This window comes from Thermochromatium tepidum ATCC 43061, assembly GCF_009664085.1.
In the GTDB taxonomy this organism is placed as follows: Bacteria; Pseudomonadota; Gammaproteobacteria; order Chromatiales; family Chromatiaceae; genus Thermochromatium; species Thermochromatium tepidum.
The window spans coordinates 576,104-593,755 of sequence record NZ_CP039268.1 but is presented as its reverse complement, the minus strand read 5'-3'; the positions used below and the strand labels follow the sequence as shown (position 1 = coordinate 593,755).

General features: G+C 63.1%; 16 protein-coding genes. 10 read left to right on the top strand and 6 right to left on the bottom strand.

Annotated features, from left to right (window positions below):
- Positions 1-100 precede the first annotated feature (100 nt).
- Positions 101-757 (top strand): cAMP-activated global transcriptional regulator CRP, encoded by a 657-nt coding sequence (crp, locus tag E6P07_RS02770; RefSeq protein ID WP_153974200.1) that lies wholly within the window; start codon positions 101-103, stop codon positions 755-757.
- A 6-nt stretch (positions 758-763) separates the two neighbouring features.
- Here the strand turns inward: crp and trpC are convergent, their stop codons facing one another.
- From trpC to E6P07_RS02755, 3 genes are all read right to left on the bottom strand, one after another.
- A complete protein-coding gene (gene trpC / locus E6P07_RS02765) occupies positions 764-1,561 on the bottom strand; it encodes an indole-3-glycerol phosphate synthase TrpC (RefSeq protein WP_153974199.1) in 798 nt (265 codons plus the stop codon).
- A gap of 432 nt (positions 1,562-1,993) precedes the next feature.
- Entirely contained in the window at positions 1,994-3,016 is a 1,023-nt protein-coding gene (gene trpD, locus E6P07_RS02760) for an anthranilate phosphoribosyltransferase (RefSeq protein ID WP_153974198.1), read from the bottom strand.
- Position 3,017: 1 nt separating this feature from the next.
- A complete protein-coding gene (locus E6P07_RS02755) occupies positions 3,018-3,599 on the bottom strand; it encodes an anthranilate synthase component II (protein ID WP_153974197.1) in 582 nt (193 codons plus the stop codon).
- A 161-nt stretch (positions 3,600-3,760) separates the two neighbouring features.
- Here E6P07_RS02755 and E6P07_RS02750 point away from each other — a divergent pair, with 161 nt between their 5' ends.
- From E6P07_RS02750 to E6P07_RS02710, 9 genes are all read left to right on the top strand, one after another.
- On the top strand, positions 3,761-5,626 hold the full coding sequence (locus E6P07_RS02750) for a putative nucleotidyltransferase substrate binding domain-containing protein (RefSeq protein WP_153974196.1): 1,866 nt from the start codon (positions 3,761-3,763) through the stop codon (positions 5,624-5,626).
- 1 nt (position 5,627) lies between these two features.
- Positions 5,628-6,305 (top strand): exonuclease domain-containing protein, encoded by a 678-nt coding sequence (locus E6P07_RS02745; RefSeq protein ID WP_153974195.1) that lies wholly within the window; start codon positions 5,628-5,630, stop codon positions 6,303-6,305.
- Positions 6,306-6,450: 145 nt separating this feature from the next.
- A complete protein-coding gene (gene acs, locus E6P07_RS02740; protein ID WP_153974194.1) occupies positions 6,451-8,397 on the top strand; it encodes an acetate--CoA ligase in 1,947 nt (648 codons plus the stop codon).
- A gap of 228 nt (positions 8,398-8,625) precedes the next feature.
- Positions 8,626-9,459, top strand: a complete 834-nt coding sequence (locus E6P07_RS02735; protein WP_211363158.1) for a LabA-like NYN domain-containing protein — start codon at positions 8,626-8,628, stop codon at positions 9,457-9,459.
- Positions 9,460-9,484: 25 nt separating this feature from the next.
- Positions 9,485-11,200, top strand: a complete 1,716-nt coding sequence (pilB, locus tag E6P07_RS02730; RefSeq protein ID WP_153974192.1) for a type IV-A pilus assembly ATPase PilB — start codon at positions 9,485-9,487, stop codon at positions 11,198-11,200.
- A 20-nt stretch (positions 11,201-11,220) separates the two neighbouring features.
- Positions 11,221-12,471: a type II secretion system F family protein gene (locus E6P07_RS02725; RefSeq protein WP_153974191.1), complete on the top strand. Its 1,251-nt coding sequence runs from the start codon at positions 11,221-11,223 to the stop codon at positions 12,469-12,471.
- A 25-nt stretch (positions 12,472-12,496) separates the two neighbouring features.
- On the top strand, positions 12,497-13,387 hold the full coding sequence (locus E6P07_RS02720; protein WP_153974190.1) for a prepilin peptidase: 891 nt from the start codon (positions 12,497-12,499) through the stop codon (positions 13,385-13,387).
- Positions 13,384-14,010: a dephospho-CoA kinase gene (coaE, locus tag E6P07_RS02715; RefSeq protein WP_153974189.1), complete on the top strand. Its 627-nt coding sequence runs from the start codon at positions 13,384-13,386 to the stop codon at positions 14,008-14,010. Before E6P07_RS02720 ends, coaE begins: the two co-directional genes overlap by 4 nt.
- A gap of 116 nt (positions 14,011-14,126) precedes the next feature.
- Entirely contained in the window at positions 14,127-14,471 is a 345-nt protein-coding gene (locus E6P07_RS02710) for a hypothetical protein (RefSeq protein WP_153974188.1), read from the top strand.
- A gap of 220 nt (positions 14,472-14,691) precedes the next feature.
- On the opposite strand, the gene E6P07_RS02705 is transcribed toward E6P07_RS02710, so the two are convergent.
- The 3 genes from E6P07_RS02705 to ruvC all read right to left on the bottom strand — a co-directional run bounded on the left by E6P07_RS02705 (position 14,692) and on the right by ruvC (position 17,633).
- Complete coding sequence (locus tag E6P07_RS02705; protein ID WP_153974187.1) at positions 14,692-16,362, bottom strand: sensor domain-containing diguanylate cyclase; 1,671 nt, start codon at positions 16,360-16,362, stop codon at positions 14,692-14,694.
- A gap of 104 nt (positions 16,363-16,466) precedes the next feature.
- A complete protein-coding gene (gene ruvA / locus E6P07_RS02700; protein WP_153974186.1) occupies positions 16,467-17,093 on the bottom strand; it encodes a Holliday junction branch migration protein RuvA in 627 nt (208 codons plus the stop codon).
- 3 nt (positions 17,094-17,096) lie between these two features.
- Entirely contained in the window at positions 17,097-17,633 is a 537-nt protein-coding gene (gene ruvC / locus E6P07_RS02695; RefSeq protein ID WP_153974185.1) for a crossover junction endodeoxyribonuclease RuvC, read from the bottom strand.
- Positions 17,634-17,652 lie beyond the last annotated feature (19 nt).

Here is a 17,652-nt window from a genome sequence, read left to right as displayed (position 1 = left end):
CACAAACCTGGAGAGGACGGAAGGCTAGCATAAGTTCGACAACACCACCCAGCCTGCCTAGAATCGACTCAGTTTCGCCCACCCAGGTCGAGGTCGAGCGATGAGCATTCAGCGAATGCCGAAGGAAGATCCCCGTTGGCTAAAGCCCTTTCTGGCGCACTGCCATACCAAGAACTATGACAAGAACATCGATTTCATCCGGCAAGGACAACCGGCAGAGAGCCTCTACTATCTCATCGAGGGTTCAGCTTCAGCCCTGGTGCTCGACGAGGAGGATCGCCGTGAGCTGATGCTGGCCTATATCAATAAGGGCGAGTTCATCGGCGAGATGGGGCTGTTTATCCCACAGACGACGCGCAGCGTCATCGTGCGCACCCGTACCAAGTGCAAGGTGGCCGAGATCAGCTATCAGCGTCTTGACCGCCTGCTCGAGGATGAGCTCGCCGCTGTGGCCAAGGACTTTCTCTACAGCCTCGGCGCACAGCTGGCCATGCGTCTGCAGACGACCAGCCGCAAGGTCAGCGATCTGGCCTTTCTCGACGTCACCGGGCGGATCGCCAGCGCCCTACTCGACCTCTGTCAGCAGCCCGATGCCATGACCCATCCGGATGGGATGCAGATCCGGGTGACCCGTCAGGAGCTCGGTCGACTCGTCGGCTGTTCGCGCGAGATGGCCGGACGGGTGATGAAGACCCTGGAGGAACAGGGCTTGGTCAGCGTCAAGGGCAAGACCGTCGTGGTCTATGGCACGCGCTGAGGTCGATTAGAAAAAGAGTCGCTTCAGCTCGACACCCGGATCGGGCGCACGCATGAAGGCCTCGCCCACCAAAAAGGACTGGACGCCGTGACAACGCAGCCGCATGACGTCCTCGCAGCTCAGGATACCGCTCTCGGTGACCAGCAACCGATCGTCCGGGATCGCCGCCAGCAGACCAAGCGTGGTCTCCAACCTCACCTCGAAGGTGCGCAGATCGCGGTTGTTGATCCCGATCAGCCGTCCAGGCACGGCGAGCGCCCGCGCGAGCTCATCGGCATCGTGCACCTCGATTAGCACATCCAGCCCCAATGCATGCGCCAGCGCGTTCAGCTCATCCAGCTGGGCATCGGACAGACAGGCCGCGATCAGCAGGATGGCATCAGCGCCGATCAGACGCGCCTCATACACCTGATAGGGGTCGATGATGAAATCCTTGCGCAGGACCGGCAGGGCGCAGGCGGCGCGCGCCTCCTGGAGATAGGCATCACTGCCCTGGAAGAAACTGACATCGGTCAGAACCGAGAGACAGGCCGCGCCGCCGCGCTCATAGCTCAGCGCGATCGCGGCGGGATAAAAGTCGGGTCGCAGCAGGCCCTTGCTGGGACTCGCCTTCTTGATCTCGGCGATCACCGCCGGCTCACCGGCTGTAACCCGCCTTTGAAGCGCGGCGGCAAAACCGCGCACTGGCCCGACCTCGGCGAGCGCGGCCTTGAGTTCAGTCTCTGACCGACGCGCGCGGCGCTCGCCGACCTCCTCGATCTTACGCTGGACGATCGTCTTTAGGATATCCGCAGTATGAGTCATGGACCTTTGCGTCATCTCGTATTAACCCGGCCCTCAAAAATGAGGTGGATCGCGCCTTACGGCGCTCCTACCCCACCACCGCACCCCGTAGGAGCGGCTTTAGCCGCGATTGGGGCGGTTGAGGGGGCAACAAGCCCCGCCATCGGGCCTTACGGCGCCCCTACAGAGCCGCCGACCCGCCTTGCCGAGATCCACCTTTAAACAGGGCCAGGGCTTGAAATTGCCCTATCGTTCACGCCTTCCAGGAAGATTGCTCGAAGCCTGTTGCAGCCTTCTTGACCGATGGTCTTTATGGGACACCTCTTTGAGGAAACGCCGAATAAATCGCGTGCCTCTCAATCGCGGCTGAAGCCGCTCCTACAAAATCAATTGGTTACTGGAGAAGGTTTTGCCACGAATGGAATCGGCGTTTCCTTAAAATTAAGATCAGTGTCAATCGAACCCCTTGGTCAGGGCGATCAGGCGTTCCAGACGCCCTTGGGCCTCGCCATTGTCGATCAACTGAGCCGTTAGCATTACACCCTCGGCGAGCGACCCGGCCCGTCCGGCAGCATAGATGGCCGCGCCGGCGTTGAGCCGCACGATGTCGCGCGCCGGACCTGGCTCGCCGGCGAGTACGCTTTGCATCAGCGCCAAGCTCTCCTCCGGGCCAGAGACGCGGATCCTATCCAGCGGCGCACACCGGAGCCCGAAATCCTCGGGCCGCAGGCTGTAGCGATGGACCTCGCCGTCGCACAGTTCGGCCACATCCGTGGTGTCGGCGATGCTGATCTCGTCGAGACCGTCGCGGGCATGGACAACCAGCACGTGCCGGCTTCCGAGTCGTTGCAACACCCGGGCGAGCGGTTCGATGAGCTCGGCATCAAAGACCCCCAGCACCTGATTGGGGACCCGCGCCGGATTGGTCAGCGGTCCCAGGATGTTGAAGAGGGTACGCACACCCAGCTCGCGCCTGGGCGCGATGGCATGTTTCATGGCGCTGTGATGGCTGGGTGCAAACATGAATCCGACCCCGACCTCGCGCACACAGCGGGCGACCTGCTCGGGGCTAAGATCAAGCCTGACACCGGCGGCCTCTAGCACATCGGCGGCACCCGATGTGCTGGAGACCGAGCGGTTGCCGTGTTTGGCGACATGACAGCCGGCGGCGGCGGCGACGAACATGCTGGTGGTCGAGACGTTGAAGGTGCCCACGCCATCGCCGCCGGTCCCGACGATGTCTACCCGGTGATCCAGTCCAGAGAGATCAACCCCGGTGGCCAGCTCGCGCATCACGGCGGCGGCGGCGGCGATCTCGGTCACGGTCTCGCCCTTCATGCGCAGCGCGACTAGAAAACCGGCGATCTGAGCCGGCGTGGCACCACCGGTCATGATGGTCCGCATGACGGCCATCATTTCATCGCTGCTGAGATCACGCCGTTCGATACAACGCGCGATGGCGTCCTTGAGCTCCATATCAGCGATCCTCCAGGAAGTTTTCAAGCAGACGCTGGCCCTGTTCGGTGAGGATGGACTCGGGATGGAATTGCACCCCCTGGATCGGCAGGCGGCGATGACGCACGCCCATGATGCACTCGCGCGTCCCGTCCGGGCCCTGGGTCCAGGCCGTGACCTCTAGACAGTCCGGCAGGGTCTCGGGGGCGATCACCAGCGAGTGATAGCGGGTGGCCTCGAACGGATCGGGCAGCCCGGTGAAGACGCCCAGACCTGTGTGATGGACGGGCGAGGTCTTGCCGTGCATGACCTCGGGTGCCCGGACGATCTGTGCGCCGAACGCCTGACCGATCGCCTGATGGCCCAGACAGACGCCCAGGATCGGCACCTGGCCAGCCAGGCGCTTGATCAGGTCCACCGAGATCCCGGCCTCGTGCGGGGTGCAGGGTCCGGGTGAGATCACGACCCGCTCGGGCGCCAGCGCCACGGCCTCCTCGACCCCCAGTTCGTCGTTGCGCACGACCTTCACCTCCGCACCGAGTTCGCCGAGATACTGCACCAGGTTGTAGGTGAAGGAATCGTAGTTGTCGATCATCAACAGCATGGACAGCGCATCCTAGGATTCTTGGGGCGACGCTGCATTCTCGCCCAAACGCCCCGCAAACGGAAACCGGAATGCGTCTGCGCTGCCCGCCTGCCTGAGATTCATGGTTCAATACCGGCTTGCCCAAACCAAGATCCGTTCCGCAAGCATGAGAGCGACCGATGGATGTTGAACTGATCGAGATCCAGGAATTTCTGGCCAGTCATCCGCCCTTCGATCAGCTGCCCGAGGAGACGCTGGCGCGTCTTCCACGCCGTCTGTCGGTGCGCTACTTCCGTCGCGGCACGCCCTTTCCGCCTGAGGTACCCGACCCGCCCTGCATTTACATCCTGCGTCGCGGCGCGGTGGAACTGCGCAACATGCGCGGCGAGCTGGTCGGAAAGCTGGCCGAGGGCGACCTGTGCGAACAACATTGCCGGGGCACGGAAGACGAACCACGACTCCAATGCAGAACCGTCGAGGACACGCTCGTCTATGTCCTGCCCTGCTCGGATCTGAACGAGTTGCGTGCGACGCATCCCGCCTTTGCCGAACACTTCGAGCAATCGACCTCGCGTCGGCTGCGCAAGGCACTCGACGTCGTCATCGAGTCGCCACCAACCGGCCACGGGCTCATGACGGTGCGGGTGCGCGACCTGATCCGGCGTGCACCCATCACCACAGGCCCAGAGACCAGCATCCGCGAGGCCGCGCGCCTGATGTCCGAACACCATGCCTCCTCGCTGCTGATCATGGACGGCGAGCGTCTAGTCGGCCTGGTCACCGACCGCGATCTGCGCAACCGCTGTATCGCCGTCGGGCGCCCGACCGACCAGCCGGTGCGCTCGATCATGACCGAGACCCTGACTACGGTCGATGTGGACACGCTCGGCTTCCAGGCACTCATCACCATGACCAGGCTCAATATCCACCATCTACCTGTGATCGAGGATGGGCGGGTCGTGGGACTGATCTCCTCGACCGACTTCACCCGCCTCCAGAGCGCCAACGCCATCTATCTGGTCGGTGACATCCATCGTGCCGACTCCATCGAGACCCTCGCGCAGATCGGGAACAAGATCGCCGAACTTCAGATCCACCTGATCCTGGGCGGGGCCACCGCGACCCAGGTCGGACAGGCGATCAGCGCCATCACCGATGCCATCACCCTGCGTCTGATCGAACTGGCCGAGGCCAGGCTCGGCGCCCCCCCAGTCCCCTATGCCTGGCTCCTGGGCGGGTCGCAGGGCAGGCGCGAGCAATCCGTGCATTCGGATCAGGACAACGCGCTCCTGATCTCCGACGAGGCCAAACCCGAGGACGAGGGCTATTTCGCCGCCCTGGCCCGCTTCGTCAACGATGGACTCAACGCCTGCGGTTTTGTCTACTGCCCGGGCGAGGTCATGGCCAGCAACCCGAAATGGCGCCAGACGCTGCGCGTCTGGAACAAGTATTTCTCCAACTGGATCCTCAAGCCCGAACCCATGGCGCTGATGCTGTCGAGCGTCTTTTTCGACATGCGCTCGCTGCGCGATCCCAAGGGGCTATGCGAGGAACTGCACGAGCGCATCATCGAGAAGTCGCGCGCCAACCGGATCTTTATCGCCTACATGGCCGCCAACGCGCTCAAGAATCGTCCACCCTTGGGCTTCTTCCGCAACATCGTACTGATCCAGGGCGGCGATCACGACCATACGTTCGACATCAAACATCGCGGCCTCATCCCCATCATCGACCTGGCGCGCGTCTATGCCCTCTCGGCCGGGATCCTCGAGAACAACACCAACGAGCGGCTCCAGGCCGCCGCCGAGCGCGGTGCCCTGAGCCGCGACGGCGCGGCCAACCTGATCGACGCGCTCGAACTCATCGCCACCCTGCGCATGCGCCACCAGGCCGAACAGATGCGCAAGGGTCAGCCGCCCGACAACTTCCTCGCGCCGGATGCGCTCTCGCCACTCGAGCGCCGACACCTGAAGGATGCCTTCGTCCTGATCAATACCATGCAGGAGGCGCTCGGACAGCGTTATCAGACTGGGCGGTTTACCTGAGATGGCCTTCCTGACCGACTGGACCCAACGCTGGCGTCACAGGCGCGCGCCACCGGGACCGGTGCGCGATTATCTGGCCCGACCCCTACCGAGCCCGCGCGCCGACTATCGCGCCGTCGAGTATCTGGCCCTCGACCTGGAGACCACCGGGCTCGACCAGCGCCGGGATCTGATCCTGAGCGTCGGCTATGTGGTGCTCCACGGACCCGAGATCGATCTCTCGAGCGCACGCCATCATCTGGTGCGCATCGACCGCTCGATCCCAGAATCGAGCGCCGTGATCCACCAGATCACAGACGATCAAGCCGCTGCCGGAAAGGACTTGCCAGAGGTCCTCGCCGAGGTGCTGGCCGCGCTCGCCGGACGGGCGATGATCGCACACTGTGCCAGCATCGAGCGGGGCTTTTTGGCCAATGCCTGTAAGCGCTGCTGGGGCCAGACCGTACCCTTGCGCATCATCGATACCCAGACACTGGCCTATCGGACCCTAGAACGACGCCAGATCCCGTGCAAACCCTCAGACCTGCGACTGCATGCCCTCGCCGGGCGCTACAATCTACCGCGCCACAGCGCCCACAACGCCTTGAGCGACGCACTCGCGGCCGCCGAGCTATTCTTGGCCCAGGCCGCCTATCGCGACGACGGCAAGCGGCTGCGGCTATCGGAGTTTTTGTGTTGACGAGGCCCAAATGCCTCGACTCGGCTAGATCGCCACTCAGGCCAAGGTTTAGTATTGTGTCGACGAATTCGCTCGAAACGCCGACGACAATCGCCCGTCGACCCAAGCCATACACCCCCAGATAGAGATCGAGGAGAACTGATCCATGTCGGAAGAAAAAGTCTATCCGGTCCCCGCCGAGATCGCCGCTAAGGCCCACATCAATGCCGAGCAGTACGCGGCCATGTATCGGCGTTCGATCGAAGACCCGTCCGGCTTCTGGAGCGAGCAGGCCGAGCGGTTCGTCACCTGGAGCCGCAAATGGGACTCGGTGATGGACTACAGCTACCAGGCTGAGGATCTGCACATCCAGTGGTTCAAGGGCGGCAAGCTCAATGCCTCCTATAACTGTCTCGACCGCCATCTAGAGACGCGCGGCGACCAGGTCGCCATCATCTGGGAAGGCGACAATCCCAACGAGGATCGCCAGATCAGCTATCGCGAGCTGCACGCCGAGGTCTGCCGGCTGGCCAATGTCCTCAAGTCATATGGGGTCAACAAGGGCGATCGGGTGTGTATCTATCTGCCCATGATCCCCGAGGCCGCGGTCGCCATGCTCGCCTGTGCCCGTGTCGGTGCCATCCATTCTGTGGTCTTTGGTGGCTTCTCGCCCGACTCGCTGCGCGACCGGGTACTCGACTCAGAGTGCAAGCTGGTCATCACCTCGGATGAGGGCGTACGCGGCGGACGTCAGGTTCCGCTCAAGAAGAACGTCGACATCGCCCTGCGCGAGTGCCCCAATGTCACCACGGTGATCGTGGTCCGACGCACCGGCGGCAATGTCGATTGGGTCACGGGGCGGGATGTCTGGTATCACGAGGCCATCGCCGCCGCCGCCCCTGAGTGCGTGCCTGAGGAGATGGACGCCGAGGATCCGCTGTTCATCCTGTATACCTCAGGCTCCACCGGCAAGCCCAAGGGGGCGTTGCACACCACCGGTGGCTATCTGGTCTATGCCGCCATGACCCATCAGTATGTCTTTGACTACCAGGAGGGCGAGGTCTATTGGTGTACCGCCGATGTCGGCTGGGTCACGGGTCATACCTATATCGTCTATGGGCCGCTTGCCAACGGCGCGACCACGCTGATGTTCGAGGGCATCCCGAACTATCCGGATATGTCGCGCTTTTGGAATGTGGTCGACAAACACAGGGTCTCGATTTTCTACACCGCCCCGACGGCGATCCGCTCGTTGATGCGTGCCGGCGATGAACCGGTCAAGAAGACCTCGCGTAAATCCCTGCGCATCCTCGGTTCGGTCGGCGAGCCGATCAATCCCGAGGCCTGGGAATGGTACTATCGCGTGGTCGGCGAGGGGCGTTGCCCGATCGTCGATACCTGGTGGCAGACCGAGACCGGCGGCCATCTGATCACCCCGCTTCCGGGTGCCACCCCGCTCAAGCCTGGCTCGGCCACCCTGCCCTTCTTCGGCGTGGTGCCTGCACTGGTCGATGCCTCCACCGGCGTGCTGATCGAGGGCGAGGGCGAGGGGGCGCTGGTCATCACTCAACCCTGGCCAGCGCAGATGCGCACCGTCTTTGGCGACCATCAGCGCTATGTCGACACCTACTTCAGGCAGTATCCGGGTTATTACTTCACGGGTGATGGTGCACGCCGCGACGCCGATGGGTATTACTGGATCACAGGTCGCATCGACGACGTGCTCAATGTCTCAGGGCACCGTCTCGGCACCGCCGAGATCGAGTCGGCCCTGGTGCTGCACCCGCATGTGGCCGAGGCGGCGGTCGTCGGCTATCCGCACGACATCAAGGGTCAGGGCATCTATGCCTTTGTCACCCCGATGGCCGGGGTCGAGCCGACCGACGAGCTAAAGAAGGAGCTGGTGGCACTGGTGCGCGGCGAGATCGGTCCGATCGCCACCGTCGACATCATCCAGTGGGCACCGGGTCTGCCCAAGACCCGCTCGGGCAAGATCATGCGCCGCATCCTGCGCAAGATCGCCGCCAACGAGATCGATTCGCTGGGCGACACCTCGACCCTGGCCGATCCGACCGTGGTCGAAGATCTGATTGCGAATCGCGCCGTCAAGTAAGAGGCGCGTCTGTGGCCCGGCGCGTCCGGGCCGCACCATTCGTCATCGAGAGGGAGCGGGCTAAACAAGCCTGATGGAATGGTTGAAAGACCAAAATGGATTTCGGTGGATTGATTTATAACAGGCTTCAAGCCGTGTCTCACCCCGCCGGCTAGACCGGAAACACTACGATGATAGTGTTTTTGGCACTGGATGCGGTTTGAATCTTTACATCTTCAGAGGTTCATCTTGTCTTCTGGTTTTCGAGTTGGAGTCTTTGTCGACGCCGAGAATGTGCGCTACAACGGCGGCTATCAGATGCGTTACGACATCCTGCGGCGCTTCGCCGCGCGCAATGGCGGGGTGCTGCAACGTCTCAACACCTATATGGCCTTCGATGCCGAGCGCGCGCGCGAGGACCCCGAATATAAAAAGAAGGCCCAGGCCTATCAGCAGATGGTGCGAGACTTTGGCTGGAAGATCACCGCCAAGACCGTGCGCCGCTACACCGACGAAAACGGCAATATCACTACCAAGGCCAATGCCGATCTCGACATGGCCGTGGATGCCATGCTCCAGGCCGGACGGCTCGATCAGGTGCTCCTGGTCACGGGCGACGGCGATTTCTTGCAGGTCGTCGAGGCCCTGCAAAATGCCGGTTGCCGGGTCGAGCTGATCGGATTCAAGAACGTCTCGCGTCTTCTCCAGCAGCGGGTCGATGCCTATTATTCGGGCTTTCTCATCCCGGACCTGCTCCCCATCTCCTATGAACCGCGCAACGACTGGGGTAAGCCCGGATCCTGCGTGCGTGGGGTCTGCACCAAGTGGTTCCCCGACAAGGGCTATGGCTTCCTGCGCTTCATGAATCAGATCTCGAGCAATCTCTGGATCACAGATCCGCGCGAGCCCGACTCACCCTATATCAGCGTCTTCTGCCATGCCAACGAGGTTGCCGACGAGGTGACCGAAGATCAGCTGATGAATCGTGAGACCATACTGGAGTTCTATGTCAATGAGAGCGAACAGAAGGACAATGGACTGGTTGCCAACAACGTGAGACTGGCCTTCTCGGTCAACCGTTAGCGAACACCAACCTCCGGAGCTGCAGATGGCGAAGGAAGCGGTCACACTCAAACCCTCCGGCTTGGCCTGGCGACTCGTCAAGGATCAATTCATCTCCGAATTCCAAATGCAGACGGCTTATCAAGAGGCCCGGAGCAAGGGACGGACCTTCGTGCAGCATCTGGTCGAGGAGAAGATCCTCGACAGTCGCCGTATCGCCGTCGTGGCCGCGCAGGAGTTCGGTGTCCCGCTGCTCGATCTGGATGCCTTCGATCTCTCCGCGCTGCCGCTCAACCTGGTCGACGAGCGGCTGATCAACAAGCATCGGGCACTGCCTCTGATGCGCCGCGGCAACCGGCTGTTTTTGGCCGTCTCGGACCCCACCAACGAGCAGGCGCTCGAGGAGATCCGCTTCAACACGGGCTTGACCACAGAACCCATCCTGGTTGAGGACGCCAAGCTCGGTGCGGCCATCCATCAGGCGATCCAGGCCCAGGATACGAGCATGGTCGGCGACTTCGCCGACGCCGAACTGGAAAAGCTCGAGATCGAGGGCGGCGAGGAGGATGACACCGAAAACCCAGACGCAGCCGTCGATGAGGCGCCGATCGTGCGCTACGTCAATAAGATCCTGGTCGATGCGATCACGTCCGGGGCCTCGGACATCCATTTCGAGCCGTTCGAGAAGTTTTTCCGCATCCGCTTTCGTCAGGACGGACTGCTGCGCGAGGTCGCCAATCCGCCGCTCAACATCGCCAATCGCCTCACCTCACGCCTCAAAGTCATGTCGCGGATGAACATCGCCGAGCGGCGCGTGCCCCAGGATGGACGTATCAAACTCAAGCTCAGCCGCAATCGCGACATCGATTTTCGCGTCAACACCTTGCCCACGCTGTATGGCGAAAAGATCGTGTTGCGGATCCTCGACTCCAGTGCGGCCCAGGTCGGGGTCGATCAACTCGGCTTCGAGCCCGAGCAGCGCAAGGCCTTTCTCAAGGCGATCCAAAAACCCTATGGCATGATCTTGGTCACGGGCCCGACCGGCTCGGGCAAGACCGTCTCGCTCTACACCGCCCTCAATCTGCTCAACCGCCCCGAGGTCAACATCTCCACGGTCGAGGACCCGGTCGAGATCCAGGTACCCGGGATCAATCAGGTCAATCTCAACCCCAAGAGCGGCCTGACCTTTGCCGCCGCGTTACGCGCCTTTCTACGCCAGGATCCGGACATCATCATGGTCGGCGAGATCCGCGACCTGGAGACCGCCGAGATCGCCGTCAAGGCCGCCCAGACCGGACACCTGGTGCTCTCGACCCTGCATACCAACGACGCGCCCCAGACCCTGACCCGTCTGGCCAACATGGGTGTACCGCCCTTCAACATTGCCTCGTCCGTACTGCTCATCATGGCGCAGCGTCTGGTGCGGCGGCTGTGTCCGCACTGCCGCCAACTTCTGGATCTGCCGCGGGAGACCCTGCTTGAAGAGGGCTTCACTGACCAGGAGATCGACGCCGGATTGAGCATCTATGGTCCGGTCGGGTGCGACAAGTGCAACAAGGGTTATCGTGGACGTGTCGGTATCTTCCAGGTGATGCCGGTCTCGGAGGAAACCTCGCGTCTGATCCTGGAGGGCGGAAATGCCATGCAGCTGGCCGAGCAGGCCCGACGCGAAGGCATCTCGGATCTGCGCACCTCCGGACTGCGCAAGGTCAAGGCCGGCATCACCAGCCTAGAAGAAGTCAACCGGGTCACCACCGATTAACCCCTGAGGAGGGCTCTGTCATGGCCGTTGCCACCACGACTAAAGCGAAGCCAAAACCCAAGCCCGAAGAGGCCAGGATCTTCATCTGGGAGGGCACCGACAGGCGCGGGGCGCGGCTCAAGGGCGAGTCGCGCGCCACCGACATCAATACGGTGCGCGCCGATCTACGTCGCCAGGGCGTCAACCCAATCAGTGTCAAGGTCAAGCCCAAGCCGCTGTTCGGCAGCGGCAAGAGGAAGATCACGAGTCAGGATCTCTCGGTCTTCACCCGTCAGCTCGCCACCATGATGTCGGCGGGTGTGCCCCTGGTGCAGGCCTTCGACATCGTCGGGCGCGGACACGAAAACCCGAAGATGCAAGACATCATCCTGGCGATCAAGCAGGACATCGAGAGCGGTACGGCGATGTCTGTTGCACTGGCCAAGTATCCAATCTATTTCGACGATCTGATGTGCAGCCTGGTCGCGGCCGGCGAGCAGGCCGGTGTGCTCGATGTGCTGCTCGACAAGATCGCGACCTATAAGGAAAAGACCGAGTCGATCAAGGGCAAGATCAAAAAGGCGCTTTTCTATCCGGCCGCCGTCATCGTGGTGGCGATCGTGGTCACCGTGGTCATCCTGCTGTTCGTCATCCCCCAGTTCAAGGAACTGTTCACCAGCTTCGGCGCCGATCTGCCGGCCTTCACCCTCATGGTCATCGGCCTGTCGGACATCATCCGGGAGTGGTGGTGGGCATTCATCTTCGGGTTGGCGGCGCTCTCCTACGCGATCAGCTCGGCCTTCAAGCGCTCTAGGGCCTTCCGCGAGATGGTGGACCGGCTCAGCCTCAAGATCCCGATCATAGGCCCGATCCTGAACAAGGCGGCCATCGCCCGCTTTGCGCGCACCCTCTCGACCATGTTTGCCGCCGGTGTGCCCCTGGTCGAGGCGCTACAATCCGTGGCCGGGGCCACGGGCAATGCCATCTATCAGGAGGCGGTGCTGAAGATGCGCGAGAACGTGGCGACCGGTCAGTCGCTGCAACTGGCCATGCGGCAACTCGATCTCTTCCCACACATGGTCGTGCAGATGACAGCGATCGGCGAGGAGTCGGGCGCGCTCGACGACATGCTGGGCAAGGTCGCCGATTTCTACGAAGAGCAGGTCGATAACGCGGTTGATGCACTGAGTAGTCTGCTGGAGCCCATGATCATGGTGGTGATCGGCGGTCTGGTCGGCAGCCTGGTGGTGGCCATGTATCTGCCAATCTTCAAGCTGGCCTCGGTCGTCTAGCTCATTTGGAGTCTGAACAAAGACCATGTCGGTGCCCGTCTGGCTGGAGCCGCTCGAGACGAACCCCTGCCTGCTCTCTACGAGCGCCGTGCTGCTTGGGCTCGTCCTCGGCAGCTTCCTCAATGTCGTCATCCTGCGTCTGCCGCGCATGCTGGAGGCCAGCTGGCGACGCGATTGCGCCGAACTCCTGGGTTCCGACGCACCGGCACCCGAGACCGATGCCCCGCCGCTCAGTCTGTCGCAACCGGCCTCGACCTGTCCGGCCTGTGGGCATCGGATCCGCGCCCACGAGAACATCCCGATCCTCAGCTATCTGCTGCTGCGTGGACGTTGCTCGGCCTGCAAGAACAGGATCAGCCCGCGCTACCCACTCATCGAGGGTCTCACGGCGCTCCTGACCCTGATCGTGGTGATCCATTTCGGTCTGACGGTGCAGACAGCGGCCGCCCTGGTCCTGACCTGGTCGCTGATCGCGCTCGCCGTCATCGATCTCGATACCCAACTCTTGCCGGATGCCATTACCCTGCCCCTCATCTGGATCGGGCTCGCTTTAAGCCTGTTCGGGGTCTTTGCCCTGCCCGAGGAGGCCATCGTCGGTGCCATCGCCGGCTATCTGAGCCTGTGGGTCGTCTTCCAGCTGTTTCGGCTCGCGACCGGCAAGGAGGGTCTGGGCTACGGCGACTTCAAGTTGTTGGCGCTGCTGGGCGCCTGGCTCGGCTGGACGGCGCTGCCGCAGATCATCCTGCTCTCGGCCCTGGTCGGTGCCCTGGTCGGGATCGGACTGATCCTGAGCGGTCGGCACGCCTCGGACAAGCCACTGCCATTCGGTCCCTATCTGGCCGCCGCCGGTTGGATCAGTCTGATCTGGGGCGAGTCGATCAATAACGCCTATCTGCGTCTGAGTGGGCTCGGGTGAGTGGCGTAGGTCTGGTCGTCGCCTTGACTGGCGGCATCGGCAGCGGCAAGACCACAGTGGCCGAGCGGCTCGCCGACCTCGGGGCCGGGGTCATCGATACCGACGAGATCGCGCACGCGCTGACCGGGCGCGATGGTGCAGCCCTAGACCCCATCGTCGCCGCCTTCGGACCCCAGATCCTGCGCCCTGATGGCACACTCGATCGGGCGCGGCTGCGCGGGATCGTCTTCACGGATCCAAGCGCGCGTGCCCGGCTCGAGGCCATCCTCCATCCGCGCATCGAGGCGGTCATGCTCGAACGTCTCGCCGCGCTTCAGACCGACTATGCCGTGTTGGTGATCCCGCTTTTGTTCGAGACCAGTCAGGAGCGCCATGCCGATCGCGTGCTGGTGGTCGATGTGCCCGAGCCGCTGCAGATCGCGCGCGTCAGGCAACGCAGCGGTCTGTCCGAGACCGAGGTGCGGCGCATCATCGCCAGCCAGATCCCGCGTCACGAGCGCAATGCCCGCGCCGACGATCTCATCGACAACAGCGGTACCCTCACAGATCTGGACGCCCAGCTCCAGACCCTGCACCTGAACTACATCCGACTGGCCGCCGAACGCGCCCGGCGGACCCGCTGATCCCGAGTGCCCCGAACACTGGCCAAGGCCGCAGAAACTCTGGTATTAAATCGGGCGACTTCGAGCGAAGTCGACTGAACGTTCGGCCCTCAATCCCCAACAGTGGAGATGCGATGATGTCCCGACCCTTCTCTCTTCGCCCTGCCCTGCTCGTCCTTCCAGTGTTCCTTTTGACGGGACAGCCGGTTTTCGCTGCCTCTGAATGCAAGGGGCTCGATCCAGACGCCTGTGCCGCCAACCCGAACTGTCGTTGGATGGAAGGCTATACCCGCAAGGATGGCGTTCAGGTATCGAGCCACTGCCGTTTGGCCAAACCGCGCAAGCAAGACACGACGGCTCCATCAGCGACGAACGCCACACCCACCACCGTGAACGCCGACACCAAACCGGAAGCGGCGACCACGGACGTCAAGCCCGCCACGACACAGGCCGAGACCAAACCGGAGGCGGCGACTCATTAGATCGTTGTTCAGGCCCCGGGCCCCTGATGGGTCCGGGGGTTCACCCGGATGATAGGAGACCAGGATCAGCACCTCGGACGGATCGCCCGCGGCGCCGCCTGCACAGGCATCAGACCAGCCAGGAGCGACAGTGCCAGCCGCACGAAGCAGACCAGGCCAAGCAAATGGTGCGAGCCGGATGACAGGGTGCACGGATCTGAGGCAAAAGCCCGGCGTTGATTCAACATCCGCCGGCTTCCTGGGAGCAGGCGAGATCCCAGGCCTCGACACGATTACGCCCAGCCTGTTTGGCGCGATAGAGCATCTGGTCGGCGGTGTCGAGCAGCTGTTCGAGCGTCATGGAACGCCCGTTGTCGATGGCCACCACGCCGAGCGAGAGCGTCACCGCAATCGGGCCGCTCGCGGTCTCGATCCGTCGTTCCGCGACGGCCAAACGCAGGCGCTCAGCCGAGGCGCACGCCGTCTGCAGGTCGGTCTCGGGCAAGAGGATCACGAACTCCTCGCCGCCATAGCGGGCCAGGATGTCGACCTGACGGAGGTTGTCATGCAGCGTCTGGGCGACGGCGCACAGGACGGTGTCGCCGACGAGGTGGCCATAACGATCGTTGACCGACTTGAAATGATCGATATCGACCATGCACAGCGCCATGGGGCGATGGTAGCGGCGGAAGCGCTGGTATTCCTGCTCGGCCAGCGTGAAGAAATAGCGCCGGTTGAAGAGCTGCGTGAGCGGATCAAGGCGTGTGAGCTGACGCAGGCCCTCCTCCAGGCGCTTGGACTCAGTGATGTCGATGGTATAGCCGGCGAGCAGCGTGCGCCCGCCCTGGGCGATGGGAAACTTGATGCTGGTGTAATGACGCCCGCCGAGATCCTCGTCGAGCCTGAGCAACTCGCCATTGGTGACCACGCGCCAGTCGTCGGCGCTGATCTTGGCGGCGAACTCGGGCGGAAAGAATTCATCCATGCACCGCCCGACCATGTCCGAACCACGAATGCCGATCATCTGCTCGAAGTTGTCGCTCGCCTGCAGGACGCGGCTTTGGGTGGGCGTCACCTCCTTGATATAGGCATAGATCGGCGAATGGCGGATGAAGAGCGCGAGCACTTCCTCACTCTGGCGCAATGCCTCCTCGGCCTGTCTTTGTTCGGTGATATCGCGGACGACCTCCATGGCCCCGATGACCTGCCCGTCCGCGTCGCGCAATGGCGCGGCCTTGGCGAGGATCCAGGCGCCGCGCCCATCGTGGAGTGCATTGCAGAACCCCTCGGCCGTGAGGGTGTCGCCCTCGCGGGTGACCTTGGCATAGCGCCGCTCCAACTCAGGGTCGGGCCCAAAGACCAGATCCATCAGCTGCGGGCGCCGCTCGCCGTAGAAGGGGATGGTATAGGCATAGTCGCCTTGACCGAGCATGGCCTCCGGCGGGATGCCGGTGATCTTGGCGATCGCCTGGTTCCAGATGATGACGCGCTTGTCGCGATCGATGGCCAAGAGTGCATCGGGCAGGAAGTCGATGATATCGGCCAGTTGGCGCCGGCTGTCGCGCAGCGACTGCTCGATCTGCTGGTGGCGCTGGGTGATGTCGCGTCCGAGACTCTGGATCCGGACGAGTTCGCCGTTGCCGTCGCGCTGCGGGATGTGGGTGATCTCATAAAGGCAAGGCACGGACGCGATGGTCAACCTGGCCTCATGCGTGCACGGCCATCCGGCCTGGAGTGCGGTCCAGTCGGGTTGCCACAGCGCCTCGGCCAGCCGCGGACCGAGTACGTCCTCTAGACAGCGCCCAAGCAGCCGCATCCGTTCGGTCCGTGCCAAAGACTCGAAGGCAGGATTGGCGTCGAGACAGCGACCCTGCACGTCCTGAAGCCAAATCAAGTCGCCGATTGCGTGCATGGATCCCGTGAGATCCTGTAGAGAGGGAGATGGTTTAGTGGGGATGTTACGCCGAGTGTGACCAAATCTCTCCCGTTTATCAATCCGGAGGACGAACAGCACCCTCAACCCGGATTCACGGAGCGCAGGGCGGCACGGATGATGTCCTCGGCGGTCTTGGACCCATCGTCGACGGCGCGCGCCATGCGGTTGGCGTCTGGCGGTTTGTAACCGAGCGCAATCAGGGCACCGATGGCATCGGCGAGCGCCTGATCCGCGGTGCCCGTGACTGGCATACTCGCCGCCTGACCGATCACGGACGGCAGCGCCGCACCGGGTGCCATCATCAGGGTACCAAGCCGGTCGCGCATCTCGATGATGAGGCGCTCGGCGGTCTTCTTGCCGATACCCGGCAGGCGCATCAGTGCCGTGGTGTCCTCCTGCTCGACGCACTGGGCGAAGCGTGCCGCGTCCATGCCCGAGAGGATGGCCAGCGCCATACGCGCCCCGACCCCCGTCACCCGGATCAGCGCGCGAAAGAGCGCACGATCGCGCTCACGCATGAAGCCATAGAGGGTCCAGGCATCCTCGCGCACCGCTAGATGGGTCAGGAGTGTGGCCGTCTCGCCCACGGCCGGCAGCTCGTAGAAGGTCGACATCGGTGCCTCCAGCTCATAGCCGACGCCGTTGACGTCGAGCAGGAGCTGCGGCGGATGCTTGGCCAGGATCCGGCCCTGAAGGCGTCCGATCATGGGTCAGGGTCTCCAGTCGCGCCAGGAGGCGGCGGCACGCTTGCGGGCCGGGATGCCCATCGAATGGGCATGACAGAGGGCGATGGCGAGCGCGTCGGCCTCGTCCTCGTCCGGGGTCTCGGGGAGCGCCAGGAGCACGCGCACCATGTGCTGGACCTGAGACTTGTCCGCCCCGCCCGAACCGACCACGGCGAGCTTGACCGACTTGGGGCTGTATTCGTGCACGATGGCCCCGCCCTTGAGTCCGGCGCAGAGCACGGCACCGCGGGCCTGGCCGATCTTGAGCGCGGCGGTCGGATCCCGGGCGAAGATCAGCTGTTCGACCGCCATCTCGTGCGGGCGGTATTCGGCGACGATGGCCGCGACCCGATCGAAGATCAGGCCCAACCGATCCGGCCAGGGATGCGCGCCGACCCGGATACAGCCGCTGGCCACGCGCACGCTGTGATGCCCGTCGCTGTCGATGACGCCGAAGCCGGTGTTGCGCGAGCCAGGGTCGATACCGAGGATGCGATGACGCGGGGCGCGGGGATCGGTCATGGAGGATTCAGGTGCCCGA

Bases quoted from the DNA above. Each gene is read 5' to 3' on its own strand.
- crp (WP_153974200.1), top strand. From the start codon at position 101: ATGAGCATTCAGCGAATGCCGAAGGAAGATCCCCGTTGGCTAAAGCCC.
- trpC (WP_153974199.1), bottom strand. From the start codon at position 1,561: ATGACTCATACTGCGGATATCCTAAAGACGATCGTCCAGCGTAAGATC.
- acs (WP_153974194.1), top strand. From the start codon at position 6,451: ATGTCGGAAGAAAAAGTCTATCCGGTCCCCGCCGAGATCGCCGCTAAG.
- E6P07_RS02705 (WP_153974187.1), bottom strand. From the start codon at position 16,362: ATGCACGCAATCGGCGACTTGATTTGGCTTCAGGACGTGCAGGGTCGC.
- E6P07_RS02755 (WP_153974197.1), bottom strand. From the start codon at position 3,599: ATGCTGTTGATGATCGACAACTACGATTCCTTCACCTACAACCTGGTG.
- ruvC (WP_153974185.1), bottom strand. From the start codon at position 17,633: ATGACCGATCCCCGCGCCCCGCGTCATCGCATCCTCGGTATCGACCCT.
- E6P07_RS02745 (WP_153974195.1), top strand. From the start codon at position 5,628: ATGGCCTTCCTGACCGACTGGACCCAACGCTGGCGTCACAGGCGCGCG.
- E6P07_RS02720 (WP_153974190.1), top strand. From the start codon at position 12,497: ATGTCGGTGCCCGTCTGGCTGGAGCCGCTCGAGACGAACCCCTGCCTG.
- E6P07_RS02750 (WP_153974196.1), top strand. From the start codon at position 3,761: ATGGATGTTGAACTGATCGAGATCCAGGAATTTCTGGCCAGTCATCCG.
- ruvA (WP_153974186.1), bottom strand. From the start codon at position 17,093: ATGATCGGACGCCTTCAGGGCCGGATCCTGGCCAAGCATCCGCCGCAG.
- E6P07_RS02710 (WP_153974188.1), top strand. From the start codon at position 14,127: ATGTCCCGACCCTTCTCTCTTCGCCCTGCCCTGCTCGTCCTTCCAGTG.
- E6P07_RS02725 (WP_153974191.1), top strand. From the start codon at position 11,221: ATGGCCGTTGCCACCACGACTAAAGCGAAGCCAAAACCCAAGCCCGAA.
- trpD (WP_153974198.1), bottom strand. From the start codon at position 3,016: ATGGAGCTCAAGGACGCCATCGCGCGTTGTATCGAACGGCGTGATCTC.
- pilB (WP_153974192.1), top strand. From the start codon at position 9,485: ATGGCGAAGGAAGCGGTCACACTCAAACCCTCCGGCTTGGCCTGGCGA.